This is a genomic window from Dyella marensis, from assembly GCF_900112865.1.
Lineage (GTDB): Bacteria > Pseudomonadota > Gammaproteobacteria > Xanthomonadales > Rhodanobacteraceae > Dyella_D > Dyella_D marensis_A.
Map to the genome: position 1 here is coordinate 359,299 of NZ_FONH01000001.1, position 19,640 is coordinate 378,938.

General features: G+C 68.3%; 19 protein-coding genes. 7 read left to right on the forward strand and 12 right to left on the reverse strand.

What is annotated here, in order from left to right; all coding sequences use genetic code 11:
• Window positions 1-43: 43 nt before the first annotated feature.
• Window positions 44-913 (reverse strand): bifunctional methylenetetrahydrofolate dehydrogenase/methenyltetrahydrofolate cyclohydrolase FolD, encoded by an 870-nt coding sequence (gene folD, locus BM172_RS01430; RefSeq protein ID WP_026634317.1) that lies wholly within the window; start codon window positions 911-913, stop codon window positions 44-46.
• 63 nt (window positions 914-976) lie between these two features.
• On the opposite strand from folD, the gene BM172_RS01435 reads away from it, so the two are divergent.
• The gene (locus BM172_RS01435; RefSeq protein WP_051548457.1) at window positions 977-1,546 is read left to right on the forward strand and encodes a GNAT family N-acetyltransferase; all 570 of its coding nucleotides are present in this window, start codon (window positions 977-979) and stop codon (window positions 1,544-1,546) included.
• Window positions 1,547-1,558: 12 nt separating this feature from the next.
• On the opposite strand, the gene moeB is transcribed toward BM172_RS01435, so the two are convergent.
• From moeB to ndk, 8 genes are all read right to left on the reverse strand, one after another.
• A complete protein-coding gene (gene moeB / locus BM172_RS01440; protein WP_026634319.1) occupies window positions 1,559-2,725 on the reverse strand; it encodes a molybdopterin-synthase adenylyltransferase MoeB in 1,167 nt (388 codons plus the stop codon).
• A gap of 245 nt (window positions 2,726-2,970) precedes the next feature.
• Window positions 2,971-4,371 carry a ribosome biogenesis GTPase Der gene (gene der / locus BM172_RS01445; RefSeq protein WP_026634320.1) on the reverse strand — a complete coding sequence of 467 codons (1,401 nt, stop codon included), beginning with the start codon at window positions 4,369-4,371 and terminating at the stop codon, window positions 2,971-2,973.
• A 24-nt stretch (window positions 4,372-4,395) separates the two neighbouring features.
• Complete coding sequence (gene bamB / locus BM172_RS01450; protein WP_231504152.1) at window positions 4,396-5,592, reverse strand: outer membrane protein assembly factor BamB; 1,197 nt, start codon at window positions 5,590-5,592, stop codon at window positions 4,396-4,398.
• An 11-nt stretch (window positions 5,593-5,603) separates the two neighbouring features.
• Window positions 5,604-6,254 (reverse strand): YfgM family protein, encoded by a 651-nt coding sequence (locus BM172_RS01455; RefSeq protein WP_026634322.1) that lies wholly within the window; start codon window positions 6,252-6,254, stop codon window positions 5,604-5,606.
• Between the two features lie 198 nt (window positions 6,255-6,452).
• Window positions 6,453-7,358, reverse strand: coding sequence for a helix-turn-helix domain-containing protein (locus BM172_RS01460; protein WP_245778719.1), 906 nt, complete (start codon window positions 7,356-7,358; stop codon window positions 6,453-6,455).
• A gap of 80 nt (window positions 7,359-7,438) precedes the next feature.
• Window positions 7,439-8,221 carry a type IV pilus biogenesis/stability protein PilW gene (gene pilW, locus BM172_RS01465; RefSeq protein WP_026634324.1) on the reverse strand — a complete coding sequence of 261 codons (783 nt, stop codon included), beginning with the start codon at window positions 8,219-8,221 and terminating at the stop codon, window positions 7,439-7,441.
• The gene (gene rlmN, locus BM172_RS01470; protein ID WP_026634325.1) at window positions 8,211-9,347 is read right to left on the reverse strand and encodes a dual-specificity RNA methyltransferase RlmN; all 1,137 of its coding nucleotides are present in this window, start codon (window positions 9,345-9,347) and stop codon (window positions 8,211-8,213) included. The genes pilW and rlmN overlap by 11 nt, the downstream gene beginning before the upstream one ends.
• 67 nt (window positions 9,348-9,414) lie before the next feature.
• Window positions 9,415-9,840, reverse strand: coding sequence for a nucleoside-diphosphate kinase (ndk, locus tag BM172_RS01475; RefSeq protein WP_026634326.1), 426 nt, complete (start codon window positions 9,838-9,840; stop codon window positions 9,415-9,417).
• Between the two features lie 236 nt (window positions 9,841-10,076).
• On the opposite strand from ndk, the gene BM172_RS01480 reads away from it, so the two are divergent.
• The 3 genes from BM172_RS01480 to BM172_RS01490 all read left to right on the forward strand — a co-directional run bounded on the left by BM172_RS01480 (window position 10,077) and on the right by BM172_RS01490 (window position 14,450).
• Window positions 10,077-10,694, forward strand: coding sequence for a TetR/AcrR family transcriptional regulator (locus BM172_RS01480; RefSeq protein WP_026634327.1), 618 nt, complete (start codon window positions 10,077-10,079; stop codon window positions 10,692-10,694).
• A 74-nt stretch (window positions 10,695-10,768) separates the two neighbouring features.
• Entirely contained in the window at window positions 10,769-13,165 is a 2,397-nt protein-coding gene (locus tag BM172_RS01485) for a 3-hydroxyacyl-CoA dehydrogenase/enoyl-CoA hydratase family protein (protein ID WP_026634328.1), read from the forward strand.
• A gap of 79 nt (window positions 13,166-13,244) precedes the next feature.
• Window positions 13,245-14,450 (forward strand): acetyl-CoA C-acyltransferase, encoded by a 1,206-nt coding sequence (locus BM172_RS01490; RefSeq protein WP_026634329.1) that lies wholly within the window; start codon window positions 13,245-13,247, stop codon window positions 14,448-14,450.
• A gap of 61 nt (window positions 14,451-14,511) precedes the next feature.
• On the opposite strand, the gene BM172_RS01495 is transcribed toward BM172_RS01490, so the two are convergent.
• Both BM172_RS01495 and BM172_RS01500 read right to left on the reverse strand, forming a co-directional pair.
• The gene (locus BM172_RS01495) at window positions 14,512-15,273 is read right to left on the reverse strand and encodes an ABC transporter permease (protein ID WP_026634330.1); all 762 of its coding nucleotides are present in this window, start codon (window positions 15,271-15,273) and stop codon (window positions 14,512-14,514) included.
• Window positions 15,270-16,178: an ATP-binding cassette domain-containing protein gene (locus BM172_RS01500; protein ID WP_026634331.1), complete on the reverse strand. Its 909-nt coding sequence runs from the start codon at window positions 16,176-16,178 to the stop codon at window positions 15,270-15,272. Before BM172_RS01500 ends, BM172_RS01495 begins: the two co-directional genes overlap by 4 nt.
• A gap of 190 nt (window positions 16,179-16,368) precedes the next feature.
• Between BM172_RS01500 and BM172_RS01505 the strand changes: the two genes are divergently transcribed.
• Complete coding sequence (locus BM172_RS01505; RefSeq protein ID WP_081805092.1) at window positions 16,369-17,121, forward strand: methylated-DNA--[protein]-cysteine S-methyltransferase; 753 nt, start codon at window positions 16,369-16,371, stop codon at window positions 17,119-17,121.
• A complete protein-coding gene (locus BM172_RS01510; RefSeq protein ID WP_051548458.1) occupies window positions 17,118-17,855 on the forward strand; it encodes a 2OG-Fe(II) oxygenase in 738 nt (245 codons plus the stop codon). The genes BM172_RS01505 and BM172_RS01510 overlap by 4 nt, the downstream gene beginning before the upstream one ends.
• A gap of 3 nt (window positions 17,856-17,858) precedes the next feature.
• Here the strand turns inward: BM172_RS01510 and BM172_RS01515 are convergent, their stop codons facing one another.
• Window positions 17,859-18,491: a trimeric intracellular cation channel family protein gene (locus BM172_RS01515; RefSeq protein WP_428844752.1), complete on the reverse strand. Its 633-nt coding sequence runs from the start codon at window positions 18,489-18,491 to the stop codon at window positions 17,859-17,861.
• Window positions 18,492-18,617: 126 nt separating this feature from the next.
• Between BM172_RS01515 and BM172_RS01520 the strand changes: the two genes are divergently transcribed.
• The gene (locus tag BM172_RS01520; protein WP_026634335.1) at window positions 18,618-19,553 is read left to right on the forward strand and encodes an MBL fold metallo-hydrolase; all 936 of its coding nucleotides are present in this window, start codon (window positions 18,618-18,620) and stop codon (window positions 19,551-19,553) included.
• Window positions 19,554-19,640: the final 87 nt, after the last annotated feature.

Sequence of the window (19,640 nt, forward strand, 5' to 3'; positions counted from 1 at the left end):
GGGTGTACGGAACGTCGCAGCGGCGGCCGCCGCCGCTCCTTCCTCAATGCACCTTGTGCGTGGCGCCGCGCGTTTCGGCCGCTTCGAGCGTGTTCTCCAGCAGCGTGGCCACGGTCATCGGGCCGACCCCGCCGGGCACCGGCGTGATCCAGCTGGCGCGTGCGGCGGCGGGCTCGAATTCCACGTCGCCGACCAGGCGGCCGTCGTCCAGGCGGTTGATGCCGACGTCGATCACCACCGCGCCCGGCTTGATCCAGTCGCCCTTGATCAGGCCCGGGCGGCCCACCGCGACGATCACGATGTCGGCCAGGCGGATATGGCTTTCCAGGTCGCGGGTGAACTTGTGGCAGGCGGTGGTGGTGCAGCCGGCGATCAGCAGTTCCAGCAGCAGCGGGCGGCCGACATGGTTGGACACGCCCACCACCACCGCGTGCTGGCCGCGCACGGGGCGGTCGGTGTGGCCGAGCAGGGTCAGCACGCCGCGCGGCGTGCACGGGCGCAGGCCGAAGCGGCGCAGCGCCAGGCGGCCGATGTTGATGGCCTGGAAGCCGTCGACGTCCTTGGCCGGATCGATGCGGTCGACCAGCGCGTCCTCATCGATGTGCTCCGGCAACGGCGACTGCACCAGGATGCCGTGCACGGCAGGATCCGCGTTGAGCCGGTCGATCAGCGCGAACAGTTCTTCCTGCGTGGTACTGGCCGGCAGGTCGTAGCCGAAGGACTGGAAGCCGACCTGCTTGCAGGCGGCGCGCTTGTTGCGCACGTAGACGGCGGACGCGGCGTCGTCGCCGACCAGCACCACCGCCAGGCCCGGCTCGGCCAGCCCCTGCGCCTTGCGTTCGGCCACGCGGCGGCCGATGCGGTCGAGCAGCTCCTTGGCGATGCGTTTGCCGTCGATGATCCGTGCGCTCATGGTGTCTGCCCGCCTGCAAAGATGCCTATTATCCGGGCTCGCCCGTAACCGCACAAACCGCCCATGTCTCAGGACGACGCTCCCTGGCCTTCCTTCGCGCTGCCCGCCGGCTCGCTGCGCGTGCGCCCATGGCAACCGGAGGATGCCGACGCGCTGTACGTCGCCGCCGGCGAATCGATCGAGAGCGTGGGCCGCTGGCTGCCGTGGTGCCGCGAGGGTTATGCGCGCCAGGACAGCGTGGCCTGGATCGCGCACGCCCAGGCCTGCTGGCAGCTGGAAGAGCTGTTCGCCTTCGCCATCGTCGACGAGAGCGACGGCAGCGTGGCCGGCGGCGTGGGGCTGAACCAGTTCAACCGGCAGCATCGCAGCGCCAACCTGGGCTACTGGGTGCGGCAGTCGCGGCAGGGCTTTGGGATCGCGCCGCGCGCGGTGCCGGCGGTGGCGCGCTTCGGCTTCGAGTCGCTGAAACTGGTGCGGGTGGAGATCGTCGCGGCGGTCGACAACCTGCCGAGCCGGCGCTGCGCCGAAAAAGCCGGCGCGCGCTTCGAAGGCATCGGGCGTCAGCGGCTGCTGATCGGCGAGAGCGCCATCGATGCCGCGGTGTACTCGCTGATTCCCGCCGACCTGACCTAGCGCCCCGCCCGCTCAGGCCGAGGCGCAAAGCTCGGCGATGTCCTCGTAACCGTGGAATACCGCTCCCTGCCCGCAACCCGGGCAGGACGGATCGCGCCGCAGCCGCGTCTCGCGGAAACGCATGGTCAAGGCGTCGACGTGCAACAGGCGGCCCGAAAGGGTCTCGCCCAGCTCCAGGATCAGCTTCAGCGCCTCAGTGGCCTGCAGCAGGCCGATCAGGCCGGGCAGCACGCCGAGCACGCCGGCTTCGCTGCAGTTGGGCGCCTCCGCCGCGGAGGGCGGCTCGGGGAACAGGCAGCGGTAGCACGGCGCGTCGTCGCGGCGCGGATCGAACACGCTGACCTGGCCGGTGAAGCGTTCCACCGCGCCGTAGACCATCGGCAGGCCCAGCCGGCGCGACGCTGCGGCGACGAGATAGCGCGCGGGGAAATTGTCGGCGCCGTCGATGACCAGGTCGTGATCCGCCAGCAGGCGTTCCACGTTGTCCGCGCGCAGGCGTTCCTCGCGGGTCTCGATGCGCACGCGCGGGTTGAGCGCGTTCAGCGCGAGCCGCGCCGATTCGGTCTTGGCCATGCCCACGCGGGCGTCGGCGTGGATCACCTGGCGATGCAGGTTGGAGCGCTCCACGCGATCGTCGTCGATCAGGGTGATCTGCCCCACGCCAGCCGCGGCCAGATACAGCGCGGCCGGCGCGCCCAGTCCGCCCGCGCCGAGCAGCACGATTCTCGCCGCCCCCAGCTTCGCCTGCCCCGCTTCGCCCACCTGCGGCAGGCGCAGCTGGCGCGAATAGCGTTCGGCGGCGTCGGCGTCGAGCGCGCCGGTGACGATGGGCAGGCCTTCGGCCTTCCAGCGGTTGAAGCCGCCAGCCACCGAGGACACCTGCCGATAACCCATGCGCTGCAGTGCCTCGGCCGCCAGCAGCGAGCGCTGGCCGCTGCCGCAGAGGGCGAGGATGGGACGGTCGCGGTTCGCTTCCGTCTGCTCGATACGCAGTTCCAGGAAGCCGCGCGAAAGACCCAGCGCACCGGCAGGCGTGCCGTCGGCGCGTTCGTGGTCTTCGCGTACGTCGATCAGCAGCGCACCGCCTGCCTGCCGGGTGAGCGCTTCCGCCGGGGCGATCTCCGGCACCTGCTGGCGCAGCTGCGCGAGCCAGCTCTCGCGATTGAATGACTCGGTCATGCGGGGAGTTTAAGACGATCCGGCGAGGGGTGCGCGATAAGCGACACCTTCCACTTCCTCGTCATTCCGGCGCAGGCCGGAATCCAATGGCGACAACGTCTCCTGCAGGCTTTTCACCGGCGGGCGGCCTGCGCTTCCGGGCAAAAAGCCACGGGGGCCGTCGCCCTATCCAACACTCTCGTTACTGGATTCCGGCCTGCGCCGGAATGACGGCTCTTGGTCGCGTCTGCGCCAGTCCGAGCGACTCAGCGCTTGCGCTTCTTCATCTCGCGGATCATGCGCTGGCGCTTGCGCTGCTGACCTTCGGTCAGCACGTTCTTCTTGCCGGCGTACGGGTTCTCGCCGTCGCGGAATTCGATGCGCACCGGCGTGCCTTCCAGCTTGAAGCGCTTGCGGAAGAAGTTCTCGAGATAACGGCGATAAGCCGGCGCGATGTGCTTGGTGCGGCTGCCGTGGATCACGATGGTCGGCGGATTGCTGCCGCCCGGATGGGCGAAGCGCAGCTTCGGCGCGTGGCCACGCACCAGCGGCGGCTGGTAGCCCTCGTAGGCGCGCTCCAGCGTGCGGGTGAGTTCGGAGGAACCGATCTCGCGGTTGGCGGCGTCGTGCGCGCGCACGATCGCGCGCATCAGCTCGCGCAGGCCGGAGCCGTGCAGCGCGGAGATGAATACGTTCTTGGCCCAGTCCACGAACTGCAGGCGGCGCTCCAGGGCGCGCTCGCACTGCTCGCGCTGGTACTGGTCCATGCCGTCCCATTTGTTGACGGCGATCACCAGCGCCCTGCCCTCGTCCACGGCATGGCCGATCAGGTGGAGATCTTGGTCGGCCAGGTTCTCGCGCGCGTCGATCATCACCACCACCACCTGGGCGGCGGCGATCGACTGCAGCGTCTTGATGACGCTGAATTTCTCCACCGCTTCTTCGACGCGCGCCTTGCGGCGCACGCCGGCGGTGTCGATCAGCACGTAGCGGCGGCCGTCGCGTTCCAGCGGTACGCGGATCGGATCGCGCGTGGTGCCGGCGACGCTGGAGACGATCAGGCGCTCTTCGCCGAGCAGGCGGTTGATCAGGGTCGACTTGCCGGCATTGGGGCGGCCGACGATGGCCACGCGGATGGCGCCGGCATCCTCGGGCGCCAGTTCCTCGTGCGCGTCTTCCGCCAGCAGCGGCAGCACGTGGCGCACCAGGTCGTCGGTGCCGCGGTTGTGCGCAGCCGACAGCGGCAGCGTGGAAGAAAGACCGAAGGTGGCGAACTCGGCCAGCGCGTTCTGCAGGTCGAGGCCGTCGGTCTTGTTGACCGCGGCGATGATCGGCTTGCCGCTGCGGCGCAGGTCGTCGAGGATCGCGCGATCCTGCGGCAGTACGCCGTCGCGCGCATCGAGCACGAACACCAGCACCTGGGCTTCCTCGATGGCGAGGCGGACCTGCTGCGCGGTAAGCGCATCCAGGCCCTCCTCGACGCCGGAAAGACCGCCGGTGTCGACCACCACGAATGGACGCTCGCCGGTGCGGCAGACGCCGTAATGGCGGTCGCGGGTGACGCCCGGCATGTCGGCCACCAGGGCGTCACGGCTGCGCGTCATAGCATTGAACAGGGTCGACTTACCGACGTTGGGACGGCCGACCAGGGCGACGACGGGCAGCATCAGGGGAACAACCTTCTTGCCGGATCAGTGGCCGCCGAGGCGGTAGGCGCCGATGCGGCCCTTCACGTCCTCGACGTACACGGTATCGCCCACCACCAGCGGCTGGGCGCGGATCGGCTTCTTCGACAGGCGCTCGCGCGCGGCCAGCGCGCCGTCGCTGGTCTGCAGCCAGTGCACGTAGCCCTCGCTGTCGGCGGCGACCACGTAGTTGCCCTGCACCGAAGGCGCGGTGAGCCAGCGGTACTTGAGCTTGTCGTTCTTCCACATGTCGGCGCCGCCGCTCTTGTCGAACGCCCACACCTGGGAGTCTTCGTTCACGCCGTACAGCGCGTTGCCGGCGACATCGACCGAGGTGAAGGTGGAGAACGGGCGCGACCACAGCGGGCGGCCGCTGGGGCCGTCCACGGCGACGAGGTTGCCGTGATAGGCGGCGCCGTACAGCGTGCTGCCGTCGAGCACGATCACGCCGTCGGCGTCGTTCAGGCGGTCGATCTCGGTGCGGCCTTCGCCGCTGGCCATGTTCTGCTCCCACAGCTTCTCGCCGTTGTCCAGGCGCAGGGCGACCAGCTTGCCGTTGTCGCTGCCGAAGAAGATCACGCCGTTGGCGGCCAGCAGCGGACCGTTGCCGCGCAGGCTGAGCAGCGGGACATTGCCCTGGTCGTAGGCCCAGCGGCGTTCGCCGGAACTGCTGTCCAGGCCGTAGAGGCGGCCGTCGCCGGTGCGCACGATCACCAGGCCGCCGACCACGGCGGGCGCGGCCAGCACTTCGGAACTGAGCGTGGATTCCCAGCGCGGCGAACCGTCCTTGGCGTTGATGCCGTAGACGTGGCCGTCGAGCGTACCGATCGCCAGCAGGTCGCCGGACACGCCCGGACCGCCGGCATAGAAAGCGTCCTTGCGCTTCTTGTCGCCCCAGCCGAACCAGCCCTTGGTGCTGGAGCTCTTGGACCACAGGGTCTTGCCGCTGCTGGCGTCCAGCGCTTCGATCTTGCCGTCGGTGCTGGCTACGTAGAGCACGCCGTCGGCGAAGGCCGGACGCAGGCGCAGGCCGGATTCACCGGCGCCCTTGCCGACGCTGCTGGTCCACAGGCGGCTGACCTGCGCGGTCGGCTTGAAGTCCTTGTCGAGCGGCGTGGGCGGCTGGACGTTTTCCTTCTTGAAGGAATGGCAGCCGGCCAGGGTCGCCATCGACACCAGACCGACCAGCAAAGCTCGTTTCATCACACCAGCTTTCATGCACCCTGCTTCCCGGCCACGGCCAGATTGTCGAGTTTCAACTGCAAGGCGCCGCTCTGCGGCGCACCCTCGCCCAGCGCGGCCTTGGCGGCCTCGTAGGCCTTGCGCGCGTCATCCGGGCGACCAAGCTTGACCAGGGCATCGCCGCGTAGTTCCTGGCTCAGGCCTTCGTAGTTCTTCGCGCCCATGCGGTCGAGCGTGGCCACCGCGTCGGCGGCCTTGTCCTGCGCCAGCTGCACCTGCGCGATGCGCAGCTGCATCAGTGCCTTCAGGTTCGGATCGGCGGCGTGGCTCTCGGCCCAGTTGAGCGAGACCAGCGCCTTGTCCAGCTGCTTGGCACCGACCTGGCGCACCGCGCGGTCGCCGGCGGCGAACACCGCGTACGGCGATTCGGCGTAATCCTTGAACAGCTGCTCGGTGAGCGTGTCGGCCTGGTCGTTCTTGCCGGCGGCGATCGCGTTCTGCACCTGCTGGTAGAGCTGCGACGCCTGACTCTCGCGGCCGGCCTTGTGGTTGTTCCACTGCTGCCAGCCGAAGATGCCGACCAGGCCGATCGCGACGCCGACCACGATCGAAAGACCGTTCTGGCGCAACCACTTCTGTACGCGTTCGCCCTGCTCGTAGTCGTCGTAGACTTCAAATGCCATGCAATCACCCTTGAAGGGAACGGATGCCGCCGGAGGGCGCGGCGACCTTCCTGGCGCGAGAAAAATTGGAACGAACCCGGCCCGACGCTGCCGTCGAGCGGGCAAAGGACAAGCATAACCGATCGCACCCTGCCGCGTGGATCGCTCCGCCCGCGGACGCGGCGTCGCGCGTTCAGGCGCGATCCGCGGAACGCCGGATCAGACGCCGGCCGGCGTCGCCTTGCCGTCGCGCAGGTCTACCTTGAAATGCGCCACGTTGGCGCGGCGGTAGCTGTCCAGCGCGACCGGCTGGCCGTCGACCATGACCTGCGCGCCGGTGGCGTTGCCGATGCGCACGGTCACCGGCTTGTCGCTGCGGTAGGTCTTGTTGGTGCCCGCCGGCAGCAAGCCGTATTCCAGGCGCGAACCGTCCTGCGCGACGACTTCGACCCAGCTGGCGTTGGCCAGCTCGAGGGTGAGGCTGTGCGCGCCCTCGCCCACCGGCGCAGGCTTGGCCGCTTCCTTGGGCTGGGCGTTGTCGCCGCTGCCGAGATTCGGGAACGGCGTCATCGAGGCGAGCAGCGGCTGTTCCTGCTGCTCGGCCGACGGCTCCGCCGGCCTGGGCACGACCGGCAGCGGCGCATTGCCGGCCGGTGCGTTCGCGCCGGCCACGCTGCCTGCGGCTGCGGGCAGGTCGCCCTGCGCCACCGGCTTGGCGTCCAGCGGCGCGAGATGACTGACGTCGCGATCGAGCGTGCCGCGCACGCCCAGCCAGATGGTCGGCACCACGATGGCCGCGGTGAGCACCACGTAGGTGGCCGCGCGCGCGTAGCGCTCGAGCAGATAGCGCGAGTGGGAGATGCCGCCGGTGGCCACCAGCGCCGGCTGCACCGGCGTCAGGCGCGCGAGTTCGGCCTGCAGGGCCGCCTCTTCCACGCCGACGTGGCGGCCGTACTTGGTCAGGTAACCGGCCAGGTAGACCTGGTAGTCGATGCCGGCGTAGTCGCCGCTTTCGAGCTGGCGCAGTACGCGCAGCGGCAGGCGCAGGGCCTGGCCGCAGCTCTCGACGTCCCATCCCCGGGCCTCGCGTGCGGCGCGCAGGCGCGCGCCGAAATTGTCCATCATGGCGGTCGCCCCCTGCGCGCTCGCGTCGAACAGACCCTGATCCCCGGCCTCCGGACCGGTCGGCTGTGACTGCATGGATGTCATTGGCTTGCGGTTGAGTCGATGGCGCGTGCCTGCTCCGAATCCGGGAACTGGCTCTGCAATCGCCTGCTGTAATTGCGGGCAGCGTCCTTGTTGCCCAGTCGGAGTTCGATGTCGTGGCCGAGCTTGAGCCCGGCCGGCGAAGGCTGTTCCAGCGCGTCGTAGCGCTGCAGGAAAGCCCGCGCGCGGAACGCGTCGTTCTGCTGGAACAGCAGCGAAGAGATCCGCAGCAGCGCTTCGGCGTTCTGCGGATCGAGCGCGATCGCCTTGCGATAGTCCTCTTCGGCCGCGGCCACGTCGCCGCCGCCGGATTCCACGCAACGCCCGGCATTGGTCCAGGCCAGCGCCGGGGTCTGGTAGAAGGGATCGGTGACCGCCTTCTGGAAGTACTGCGCCGCCTCGGTTCCGCGTCCCGTCTTGCACAGGAAGGCGCCGAGGTTGTTGTTGGTGTCACCCTTGTCCGGCGCCAGCGCAACCGCCTTGCGGTAATGCTTTTCCGCTTCGGCCTGGTTGCCGATGCGTTCGTCCAGCACCGCCATCACGGTGTGCGCCGGCACGAAGTTCGGATCGAAGCTCAGCGCCTTGTTGAGCTTGGTCAGGGCGCCCTGCAGGTCGCCGTTCTGCATGTACGACTGCGCCAGCTCGGTATGCACGCGGGCGCCTTCCTGGGCGTTGTCGCTCTTGGCCACGCGCGGGTTCGGCCCCGGATCGGTGCCGGTGGTCGTGCAGGCTGTCAGCGCGGCAGCCAGGCAGGCGGCCAGCAGGATCCGATCAAGCCGCATGACTCGCGCCCTCGTCCAGTCGTTTGCGAAATTCGGCCTGGCGGCGCGTGCGGTCCAGCACCTGTCCCTTCAGCTGGCCGCAGGCCGCATCGATGTCGTCGCCGCGGGTGCGGCGCAGCATCGTGAGGATGTTGGCGTTGAGCAGCTGGGTCTGGAAGGCGCGGATCGTGTCGGCGTCGGAGCGCTCGAAGCGCGTGCCGGGGAAAGGATTGAAGGGAATCAGGTTGACCTTGCAGTTGGGCAGCCTGCGCATCAGCTTGATCAGCTGGCGGGCGTGCTCGGGCTGGTCGTTGACGCCCTTCATCAAGGTGTATTCGAAGGTGATCGAGGTGCGCGGCTTGCGCTCCAGCCAGCGCTTGCAGGCACCGAGCAGTTCCTCGATCGGATAGCGCTTGTTGAGCGGCACCAGTTCGGTGCGCAGCTCGTCGTTGGCGGCGTGCAGCGACACGGCCAGCGACACGTCGATGGCCTCGGACAGCTTGTCGATCATCGGCACCATGCCGGCGGTCGACAGCGTCACGCGCTTGGAGGCCAGGCCGAAGCCCAGGTCGTCGCGCATCAGGCTCATCGCCTTGACCACGTTGTCGAAGTTCAGCAGCGGCTCGCCCATGCCCATCATCACCACGTTGGTGATGCGGCGGTTCTGGTGCGTGACATTGCCCAGGTACTTAGCCGCCACCCACATCTGCCCGATGATCTCGGACGTGGCCAGGTTGCGGTTGAAGCCCTGCGTGGCGGTGGAGCAGAACTGGCAGTTGAGGCCGCAGCCCACCTGCGAGGACACGCACAGCGTGCCGCGGGTGGGCTCGGGGATGTACACCGCCTCGACCGCATTGCCGCCGTCCATGCCCAGCAGCCACTTGTGCGTGCCGTCGGCGGCGCCCTTGTCGAACATGGTCTTGGGCGGGCCGATATAGCAGGACGCTTCGAGCTTGGTGCGCAGCGCCTTGCCGACGTCGGTCATGTTCTCGAAGTTGTCTTCCAGGCGGTGGTAGATCCACTTCATCACCTGCTCGGCGCGATAAGGCTTCTCGCCGAGCCGGGCGAAGAAATCGCGCAGCCCCTGGCGATCGAAATCGAGCAGGTTGACCTTCTCGGCGGATGGAATGGAAACGGCCTGGTTCATCGTCTTCGGGAAAGCGCGGCCGCGGTGGCCGCGTGACAGGCGGCGCCCCTGCGGGCGCCGCGGTGGATTACCTGGAATGCACTTCGGTCTCGGCGAAGAAATACGCGATCTCGACCTTCGCAGTCTCTGCCGCATCCGAGCCGTGCACCGCATTCGCATCAATCGAGTCCGCGAAATCGGCGCGGATGGTACCGGGCGCGGCTTCCTTCGGATTGGTGGCGCCCATCAGCTCGCGGTGCTTGAGGACCGCGTTGTCGCCTTCCAGCACCTGGATCATCACCGGGCCGGAGATCATGAACTCGACCAGCGCCTTGAAGAACGGACGCTCCTTGTGGACGGCGTAGAAGCCTTCGGCTTCCTGGCGCGACAGCTGCTTCTGCTTCGCGGCGACGACCTTGAGGCCAGCCTTCTCGAAACGGGCATAGATTTCGCCGATGACGTTCTTGGCGACGGCGTCGGGCTTGATGATCGAAAGGGTGCGCTCCAGCGCCATGAGTAGTCTGCTCCGGAAAAACTGGTATCTGAGTGGGCGGCCTGGCAACTAGCCAGCAAAGTAGGCCAAATCCTACGAGGATTAGCGGATTTAGCTCACGAAAGTCTGACAGATTCTAACTGATACGCAAGCCGGGCGTCGGGCGTTGTAAACGATCGTTTGACTCCGGGGATTCGTCCCCCGTATGCTCAAACGATCGTTTGATTCGTGCCCGTACCCACCAAGGGACCGCCCGCTTGCAGACCTCGCCGCACACGACCAAGGAACGCATCCTGACCGCCGCCGAGGAGCTGTTCGCCCGGCACGGCTTCGATGGCGCCTCCCTGCGCCAGCTGACTGCCGCCGCGGGGGTCAACCTGGCTGCCGTCAACTACCACTTCGGCAGCAAGGACCGCCTGATCGAAGAGGTCTTCCGCCGCCGCCTGGACCAGCTCAACGGCCACCGCATGACGGCGCTGTCGCGCATCGCCGGGCAGCCGCAGACCACCCTGGAGGACGTCCTGGCGGCCTTCATCAAGCCGGCGCTGGAGCTGTCCCACGAGGGCAGCGGCTCGCTGTTCATGCGCGTGCTGGCGCGGGCCTTCGCCGAACACGACGACACCCTGCGCCGCTTCCTGTCGGAGAACTACGGCCACGTCATGCGCCAGTTCACGGTCGAGTTCGCCCGCCTGCTGCCCGACCTCAGCAAGGAAGAGCTGTACTGGCGGGTCGACCTGGTCACCGGCGCGCTGACCCATGCGATGTCCGGCTTCGGCATGATCCAGCGCAAAAGCGATGTCACCGAGCGCATGCATCGTGAGCAGACGGCGGAACACCTGATCCGCTTCGCGGCCGCCGGCCTCAACGCTCCTTAGATTTTTCTTCAGAGGCCGGCGACGGCCTCTTTCGCGTTTCAACACCCCTCAGTGTCCGTACCACGGAGAAGCCAATGACCGCTCAAATTGCATCGACACCGGTCGCATCGAAACTGCGCATCCGCAAGGCCGCGGTGCTCGGCGCCGGCGTCATGGGCGCGCAGATCGCCGCGCACCTGACCAATGCCAACGTCGAGACCGTGCTGTTCGACCTGCCCGCGAAGGAAGGCCCCAAGAGCGGCATCGCCCTGAAGGCGATCGAGAACCTCAAGAAGCTCTCCCCCGCTCCGCTGGCCGACGGCAGCCGCGCCGCCGCGATCATTCCGGCCAACTACGACGACGATCTGGAGCACCTCAAGGACGTCGACCTGGTGATCGAGGCGATCGCCGAGCGGATGGACTGGAAACTGGATCTCTACAAGAAGATCGCGCCCTACGTCGCGCCGCACGCGGTGCTGGCCAGCAATACCTCGGGCCTGTCGATCAACGGCCTGGCCGAAGCGCTGCCTGAGGAAATGCGCCACCGCTTCACCGGCGTGCATTTCTTCAATCCGCCGCGCTACATGCACCTGGTCGAGCTGATCCCGACCCGCCTCACCGAAGCCAAGGTGCTCGAAGGCCTCGAAGCCTTCCTCACCACCGTGGTCGGCAAGGGCGTGGTGTACGCCAAGGACACGCCGAACTTCATCGGCAACCGCATCGGCGTGTTCTCGATGCTCGCCACCATGCACCACACCGAGCAGTTCAAGCTCGGCTTCGACGTGGTCGACGCACTCACCGGCCCGGCCGTGGGCCGTCCCAAGAGCGCCACCTACCGCACCGCCGACGTGGTCGGCCTGGACACCATGGCGCACGTGATCAAGACCATGGCCGATACGCTGGCCGACGATCCGTGGCACCAGTACTTCAAGGCGCCGGCATGGCTGCAGGGCCTGATCGAACAGGGCGCGCTGGGCCAGAAGACCGGCGCCGGCTTCTATCGCAAGGCCGGCAAGGACATCGTCGTACTCGACGTGGCCAAGCGCGACTACCGCGCCTCGGAGCAGCAGGCTTCCGACGAAGTGGCCGCGATCCTCGCCATCAAGGACCCGGCCGAGAAGTTCGCCAAGCTGCGCGCGTCGAGCGATCCGCAGGCGCAGTTCCTGTGGGCCACCTTCCGCGATCTGTTCCACTACACGGCGTATCACCTGGCCGATATCGCCGATACCGCGCGCGACGTCGACTTCGCCATCCGCTGGGGCTACGGCTGGAAGCTCGGTCCGTTCGAGACCTGGCAGGCCGCCGGCTGGCAGCAGGTGGCGACGTGGATCGGGGAAGACATCGCCGCCGGCAAGGCCATGAGTTCGGCGCCGCTGCCGAAGTGGGTCACCGACGGCCGCAGCGGCGTGCATGGCAAGAGCGGTTCGTACTCGGCCAGCGCCAACGCCGACAAGCCGCGTTCGCAGCATCCGGTCTACCGGCGCCAGCTGTTCCCCGATCCGATCCTGGGCGAGAAGTTCGACCAGGGCAGCACCGTGTGGGAGAACGACGGCGTGCGCCTGTGGACGCTGGGCGACGACGGCGTGGGCATCATCTCGTTCAAGACCAAGATGAATACGGTCAACGACCAGGTGCTCGACGGCATCCAGCAGGCGATCGACGTGGCCGAGCAGCAGCTCAAGGCCGTGGTCATCTGGCAGACGGGCGAACCGTTCTCCGCCGGTGCGGATCTGAAGGGCGCGCTGGGCCTGCTGCAGGCCGGCAAGCTGGGCGACTTCGAGGCGATGGTGGCCAACTTCCAGCGCACCAGCATGCGCATCAAGCACTCGCTGGTGCCGGTGGTGTCGGCCGTGCGCGGCCTGGCCCTGGGCGGCGGCTGCGAATTCCAGATGCATTCGGCGCGCACCGTCGCGGCGCTGGAAAGCTATATCGGCCTGGTCGAGGCGGGCGTCGGCCTGCTGCCGGCCGGCGGCGGCCTGCACGAGCTGGCGATCCGCGCGGCGCAGGCCAATCCGGCCGATCCGTTCGAGGCGCTGAAGAAGGTGTTCGAGACGGTGGCGATGGCCAAGGTTTCCGGCAGCGCGCTGGAAGCGAAGCAGCTGGGCCTGCTGCGCGACAGCGACGTGGTGGTGTTCAACGCCTACGAGCTGCTCCATGTGGCCAAGCAGGTGGCCGGCGCGCTGGCCGAGAGCGGCTACCGCCCGCCGCTGCCGGCGCGCAGCATCCCGGTCGCCGGCGACGTCGGCACCGCCACCTTCCGCGCCTCGCTGGCCAATATGCAGGCCGGCTACTTCGTCTCCGAGCACGACGTGGCGATCGCCACGCGCATCGCCGACACGCTGTGCGGCGGCGCGATCGAGCGCGGCTCGCAGGTCGACGAGGAATGGCTGCTGCAACTGGAGCGCAAGCACTTCGTGGAACTGGCGCAGACGGAAAAGACGCAGGCGCGCATCGCCCACACGATGACCACCGGCAAGCCGCTGCGCAATTGACGCCGCCGCTTCCGCCAACGACTCATCCAAACCCATACGGCGTCGCCGCGCATCGCGCGACGCCACGGAGCAAAAGACCATGAGCAAGCAAGTGCAAGACGCCTACATCGTCGCCGCCACCCGTACCCCGGTCGGCAAGGCGCCGCGCGGCGTGTTCCGCAACACGCGTCCCGACGACATGCTGGCCCACGTGATCCGCGCCGTGATGGCGCAGGCGCCGGGCATCGACGCGCACCGCATCGGCGACGTGATCGTCGGCTGCGCCATGCCCGAGGCCGAGCAAGGCATGAACGTGGCGCGCATCGGCCTGCTGCTGGCCGGCCTGCCGGACACCGTGCCGGGCGTCACCGTCAACCGCTTCTGCTCGTCGGGCGTGCAGGCCATCGCGCAGGCCGCCGACCGCATCCGCCTGGGCGAGGCCGACCTGATGATCGCCGCCGGCACCGAGAGCATGAGCATGGTGCCGATGATGGGCCACAAGGTGGCGATGAATCCCGGCATCTTCGATAACGAGCACATCGGCATCGCCTACGGCATGGGCATCACCGCCGAGAACGTGGCCAAGCAGTGGAAGATCAGCCGCGAAGAACAGGATACTTTCGCCGCCGCCAGCCACGAGCGTGCGCTGGCCGCGATCAAGGCCGGCGAGTTCAAGGACGAGATCACCCCGTTCAAGCTCGACGACCATTATCCGGACCTGGCCACGCGCTCGATCAAGACGGATAGCCGTCTGATCGACACCGACGAAGGCCCGCGCCCGGGCAGCACGGTCGAAGTGCTGGGCAAGCTGAAGCCGGTGTTCCGCAACGGCCAGTTCGGCGGCTCGGTGACCGCGGGCAATTCCTCGCAGACCTCCGACGGCGCCGGCGCGGTGCTGCTGGCCAGCGAGGCGGCGATCAAGGAATACGGCCTGACGCCGATCGCCCGCTTCGTCAGCTACTCGGTGGCCGGCGTGCGCCCGGACATCATGGGCATCGGCCCGAAGGAAGCGATCCCGAAGGCGCTCAAGCAGGCCGGCATGACCCAGGACCAGCTGGACTGGATCGAGCTCAACGAAGCCTTCGCCGCGCAGTCGCTGGCGGTGATCAAGGACCTGGGCCTGGATCCGTCGAAGATCAATCCGCTGGGCGGCGCCATCGCGCTCGGCCATCCGCTCGGCGCCACCGGCGCGATCCGCGCCGCCACCCTGGTGCACGGCATGCGTCGCCGCAAGCAGAAGTACGGCATGGTGACCATGTGCATCGGCACCGGCATGGGCGCGGCGGGAATCTTCGAGTCGCTCTGAGCTGCAAGCGCCGTTCGACAGAAAAAGCGCCGCCCTTGAGCGGCGCTTTTTTTTGTGGCGCTCAGTCGTACTCGCGCCGTGAGCAGTCCCATAAGGCAAAACCGGCGATAGCCACACCGGCGACCAGACCGGCCACGAGCACGAACCACAGATGCACGCCGTCTCGAAGGAACACCTGCACGGGCATCGACCAGGGAAACCAGTGGCCCAGACGATCGGACTGCCCGATCAGGAAACCGGACACCATGCCGGCGGTACCGACCGACACCGCCACGGTGAAGCTCTGCCAGCGCAGCGCCACCCAGCCCTGCAAGGCCATCAACGCCCCCGCAGCAACGATGCTGGCCAGCGCGCGGCTGACGAGCCATGCCCAAGGCGGAGAACCGGTCAGGCCCTGGGCGGGATTCAACTGCATGATCACCCAGCCAACCAGCGGCGTGGCCACGGCAAGCAGCAGCGTGGACGCCGCCACCATCGCCATCAGCATGCAGAGCTTGGCCATGAAGTGCGTGCGCCGAGGCACCGGCAACGCCAGCAGATGCTTCCATTGGTGATGGCCATGCTCCAGCCCGGCAAGCAATGCCGCCTGCAGAGTGATGAACAGCGGCAGCATCAGGAACAACCACAGCGTGAACATGCCCTGGCAGAAATGCTTCCAGGCCTCCATCGGATCGGTCGGCCCCGGCGGCGGCACGTGAGCAAAACCCAATTGCACCAGCGACAGCAGCAGGATCACTCCCGGCGCCAATGGCACCATCCAGGCCGCCAGCGTGTGCCGCAGCTTGATCCGTTCGGCGCGCAGCGCCCGTACCAAAGCGCTCATGTCCGCGCCTCCTGTCCGGTCAGTTCGAAAAACAGCGTTTCCAGCGAATGTGGGCGGCGCCCAAACGCATGGATCGCATGGCCGCGCTCGATCAGGCAGCGGTTGATTTCGTGATCGGCGCGACGCGGCGCCGGGACGCTGACGGTGCCTTCGTCCAGCAGCTGCGGCTGTTCGCCCAGATGGGCCAGGCTGTCGCACACCGCGCGCGCATCGCCGCAACGGATCGCGAGCGGATCGCCATGGCGGCGACGCAGGCTCTCCTGCGTGCCCTGGAACAGCAGTTGTCCCTGGTGCAGCACGCCGACATGGCTGGCGATCTGCTCCACTTCGGACAGCAGGTGACTGCTGAGGAATATCGTGATGCCCCGCTCGCCGGCCAGGCGCAAGAGCAGCGCGCGCAGCTCCACGATGCCGGCCGGATCCAGCCCGTTGGTCGGTTCGTCCAGCACCAGCAGGCGCGGCCGGCGCATCAGGGCCAGCGCGATACCCAGGCGCTGGCGCATGCCCAACGAATATTCGCGAACGCGGCGCTCCGCATCGGCCGTCAATCCGACCAGTGCCAGCGCCTCGTCGATGCTTGCCGTCTCGCCATCGAGCAGCAGCCGGGTGACTTCCAGGTTGTCGCGACCGGACAGATGCGGATAGAGCGACGGTGTCTCCACCATCGAACCCACCTCGCTCAGCGGCGCGCGGCGCGTCCAGGACAGCGGCTCGCCGAAGAGGCGAATCTCCCCCGCCTCCTCGCGCAACAGCGCGAGCAACAAGCGGATGGTGGTGGTCTTGCCTGCGCCGTTCGGCCCCAGGAAGCCATAGACACTGCCCGCCGGTACTTCCAGCGCCAGGTCGGTGACGCCGTGACGTCCGTCGAAACGGCGCGTCAGTCCTCGTGTCTGTATCGCCAGCATGCCACGTCCTCCATGTCGCGCTATGTGCTCATCCATCAAGCCAAACACGCGAGCGCGGGACAATAGGCGCCAAGGCACCCTGACCTTCGACAGGGCTGCGCAAGAACCCGCGCGGCGAACGCAAGAACCGGAGTGTCGCCACGCATCGCGCAACCTAAGCTGGCTTCACCCTCGAACCAGGAGCCACGCCATGAACTGCGCAATCAAGATGAAAGAACACATCGACGCCACGCTGCGCGATCCGCGCTGGACGCAGATGCGCAACCGCGACAAGAGCGCGGACGGATCGTTCTGGTATTCGGTGCGCACGACTGGCGTGTACTGCAAACCCTCATGCGCGGCGCGGCCGGCGCGACCGGAGAACGTCGCGTTCCACCACAGCCGCGAAGAGGCCGAGCGCGCCGGCTTCCGCCCTTGCGCGCGCTGCCATCCGGAGCGCGCGCGCGAAACCTTGCGCTATGGCATCGGCACGTCGCCGCTGGGCCTGCTGCTGGTGGCGCAGAGCGAGCACGGCGTATGCGCGATCCTGTTCGGCGAGAACGCGAAAACGCTCGAAGCCGATCTGCATCGCCGCTTCCCGCACACGGAGCTGTCGCGCGACGACGCTGCGCTGGCGGCGACGCTCGCCCAGGCCCGCGCGCTGATCGAACATCCGGACACGGCGTTCCACGCCACGCTCGACCTGCGCGGCACACCGTTCCAGCGCAAGGTCTGGGCAGCGCTGCGCGCGATCCCCGCCGGCGGCACGGCCAGCTACAAGGAAGTCGCCTTGCGCATCGGCATGCCCGAGGCCTCGCGCGCGGTGGCCCAGGCCTGCGGCGCCAATGCGCTGGCGGTGGCAGTGCCCTGCCATCGGGTGATCCGCGGCGACGGCGCGCTGTCCGGCTATCGCTGGGGCGTCGAGCGCAAGCGCGCGCTGCTGGCGCGGGAGGCGCGGGCATGAAGGCGGCGCTGAACCTGGTGCCGGACGCGGACGCCGCGGCGACGCTCGAGCACTTCGACTGGCCGCGCGTGCTGCAGCAGCTGGATGCCCAGGGCCACGCCATGCTGCCCGGCCTGCTGACACCGGACGCCTGCGATCGCGTCGCCTCGCTGTACGACCGCCCGGCACTGTTCCGCAGCAAGGTGACGATGGCTCGCCACGGCTTCGGCCGTGGCGAGTACCAGTACTTCGCCTATCCCCTGCCCGCACCGGTCGGCGAACTGCGCGAGGCGCTGTACCCGCGGCTGGCGCCGCTGGCCAACCGCTGGAACGAGAGCATGGGCATCGAAGTGCGCTATCCGGAGCGGCATGCCGACTTCCTGGAACGCTGCCATCGCGCCGGCCAGCTGCGCCCCACGCCGCTGCTGCTGCGCTACGGCGCCGGCGACTACAACTGCCTGCACCAGGATCTCTACGGCGAGCAGGTGTTTCCGCTGCAGGTCGCCGTGCTGCTGTCCGAGCCGTGGCGCGATTTCAGCGGCGGCGAATTCGTGCTCACCGAGCAGCGGCCGCGCATGCAGTCGCGCCCGCACGTGGTGCCGCTATGCCAGGGCGATGCGGTGATCTTCGCCGTGCACCATCGTCCCGTGCGCGGCAGCCGCGGCAGCTACCGGGTGAACCTGCGCCATGGCGTGAGCGAGCTGCGCTCGGGACGGCGCCACACGCTGGGCCTCATCTTCCACGACGCGACATGAGCCTCAGGCCGGCGGCTCCTGCCCGCCCGTCGCCGCGCGCGGCAGGTGCCAGCCGTAGCGGATCGCCATGAAGCGCAGGCCGAAGCACACCGCCGCGCCAGCCAGGGTGGACACGGCGGGCGGCACCTGCAGCAGGTCGCCCGCCACCACGATGGCGGCGCCGGCCAGGGCGGCCACCGCGTAGAGGTCCGCGCGCAGCACGGTCGGAATCTGCGTGACCAGCACGTCGCGCAGGATGCCGCCGCCCACGCCGGTGAGCATGCCCAGCAGTGCCGCCATCGCCGGATTGAGCCCATGCGCCAGCGCCTTCTGCGCGCCGGCCACGGCGAACAGCGCCAGGCCGGCGGCGTCGGACAGCTGCACCGGGTTTTTCAGCCGCTCGATCAGGGCGTAGCGGTAGAAGGTGACGATGCCGGCCAGCATGGATACCGCCAGGTAGCGCCAGTCGGCGATCGCCGCCGGCGGCGTGGCGCCGATCAGCAGGTCGCGGGTGATCCCGCCGGCATTGCCCGCGGCAAAGGACAGCACCAGCACGCCGAACAGGTCGAGCTGGCGCCGCACGCCGGTGAGCGCGCCGCTGAGGGCGAACACGAAGGTGCCGAGCAGGTCGAGCACCAGTAGCAGGAAGTGGGTCATGGCCATAAATAATGGTAGGTTGGGGTGAGCCGGCGGCGAACCCCAACAGGCCCCGCACTCACCATCGCCCGTTGGGGTTCGCCTTCGGCTCACCCCAACCTACCTCAATCCACGGCGAAGGCGGATATGGCTCCCTCACACGGCATCCACGTCATCGATACCGGCTTCGTGCGTCCGCGCTTCGACGCCGCCTACCTGATCGTCGAACAGGGCCGCGGCGCCTTCGTCGACTGCGGCACCAATGCCGCCGTGCCGCGCATGCTCGAGGCGCTGGACCAGGCCGGCCTGGCGCCGGAACAGGTGGACTGGCTGATCCTCACCCACGTGCACCTGGACCATGCCGGCGGCGCCGGCGAGCTGATCGCGCAGCTGCCCAACGCCAGGGCCGTGGTGCATCCGCGCGGCGCGCGCCACCTGATCGATCCGACCCAGCTGTGGGCCGGCGCCAGCGCGGTCTACGGCGATGAGGTGATGGAGAAGACCTACGGGCGGCTGCGGCCGATTCCCGCCGAGCGCGTGGTGGAGGCGCCGGAAGGCCACATCGTCGAGCTGCAGGGCCGGCCGCTGCGCTGCCTGGATACGCCGGGGCATGCGCGGCATCACCTGTGCGTGTACGACGAGCAGGGCCGGGCCTGCTTCACCGGCGACACCTTCGGGCTGTCCTATCGCGAATTCGATACCGAGCGCGGTCCCTTCGCGCTGCCGACCAGCACGCCGGTGCAGTTCGAACCGGAGGCGCTGCACGAGTCGATCCGCCGCCTGGTCGCGCTGCAGCCGGAGGCCATGTACGTCACCCACTTCGGCCCCGTCGGCGATATCGAGCGGCTGGCCAAGGGCCTGCACGCGCAGATCGACGCCATGGTCAGCCTGGGGCATGCGGTGCGCGGCGAGCCGAAGGAAAAGCGCCACGAGTGGCTGAAGTGGGCGCTGACCGACCTGTATGCCGAGCGGGTGGCGGCGCATGGGTGGAAGGGGACACGCGACGAGCTGCTGGAGATCCTGGGCATGGATATCGAGCTCAATGCGCAGGGGCTGGAGGTTTGGCTGGATCGCGGCGGCTGATTCGCCACCGCCCCAGGCGCGTCACCGCCCTGAGCTCGTCACCGCCCGAAGCTCGTCACCGTCCCAAGCTCGTCATTCCGGCGCAGG

Coding starts and splice junctions, on each gene's coding strand:
- BM172_RS01500 (WP_026634331.1), bottom strand. CDS start 16,178: ATGCTGGCGATACAGACACGAGGACTGACGCGCCGTTTCGACGGACGT.
- BM172_RS01505 (WP_081805092.1), top strand. CDS start 16,369: ATGAACTGCGCAATCAAGATGAAAGAACACATCGACGCCACGCTGCGC.
- BM172_RS01515 (WP_428844752.1), bottom strand. CDS start 18,491: ATGACCCACTTCCTGCTACTGGTGCTCGACCTGCTCGGCACCTTCGTG.
- folD (WP_026634317.1), bottom strand. CDS start 913: ATGAGCGCACGGATCATCGACGGCAAACGCATCGCCAAGGAGCTGCTC.
- pilW (WP_026634324.1), bottom strand. CDS start 8,221: ATGCGGCTTGATCGGATCCTGCTGGCCGCCTGCCTGGCTGCCGCGCTG.
- ndk (WP_026634326.1), bottom strand. CDS start 9,840: ATGGCGCTGGAGCGCACCCTTTCGATCATCAAGCCCGACGCCGTCGCC.
- der (WP_026634320.1), bottom strand. CDS start 4,371: ATGCTGCCCGTCGTCGCCCTGGTCGGCCGTCCCAACGTCGGTAAGTCG.
- BM172_RS01520 (WP_026634335.1), top strand. CDS start 18,618: ATGGCTCCCTCACACGGCATCCACGTCATCGATACCGGCTTCGTGCGT.
- rlmN (WP_026634325.1), bottom strand. CDS start 9,347: ATGAACCAGGCCGTTTCCATTCCATCCGCCGAGAAGGTCAACCTGCTC.
- BM172_RS01485 (WP_026634328.1), top strand. CDS start 10,769: ATGACCGCTCAAATTGCATCGACACCGGTCGCATCGAAACTGCGCATC.
- BM172_RS01510 (WP_051548458.1), top strand. CDS start 17,118: ATGAAGGCGGCGCTGAACCTGGTGCCGGACGCGGACGCCGCGGCGACG.
- BM172_RS01455 (WP_026634322.1), bottom strand. CDS start 6,254: ATGGCATTTGAAGTCTACGACGACTACGAGCAGGGCGAACGCGTACAG.
- BM172_RS01495 (WP_026634330.1), bottom strand. CDS start 15,273: ATGAGCGCTTTGGTACGGGCGCTGCGCGCCGAACGGATCAAGCTGCGG.
- BM172_RS01460 (WP_245778719.1), bottom strand. CDS start 7,358: ATGATGGACAATTTCGGCGCGCGCCTGCGCGCCGCACGCGAGGCCCGG.
- bamB (WP_231504152.1), bottom strand. CDS start 5,592: ATGAAACGAGCTTTGCTGGTCGGTCTGGTGTCGATGGCGACCCTGGCC.
- BM172_RS01490 (WP_026634329.1), top strand. CDS start 13,245: ATGAGCAAGCAAGTGCAAGACGCCTACATCGTCGCCGCCACCCGTACC.
- BM172_RS01435 (WP_051548457.1), top strand. CDS start 977: ATGTCTCAGGACGACGCTCCCTGGCCTTCCTTCGCGCTGCCCGCCGGC.
- moeB (WP_026634319.1), bottom strand. CDS start 2,725: ATGACCGAGTCATTCAATCGCGAGAGCTGGCTCGCGCAGCTGCGCCAG.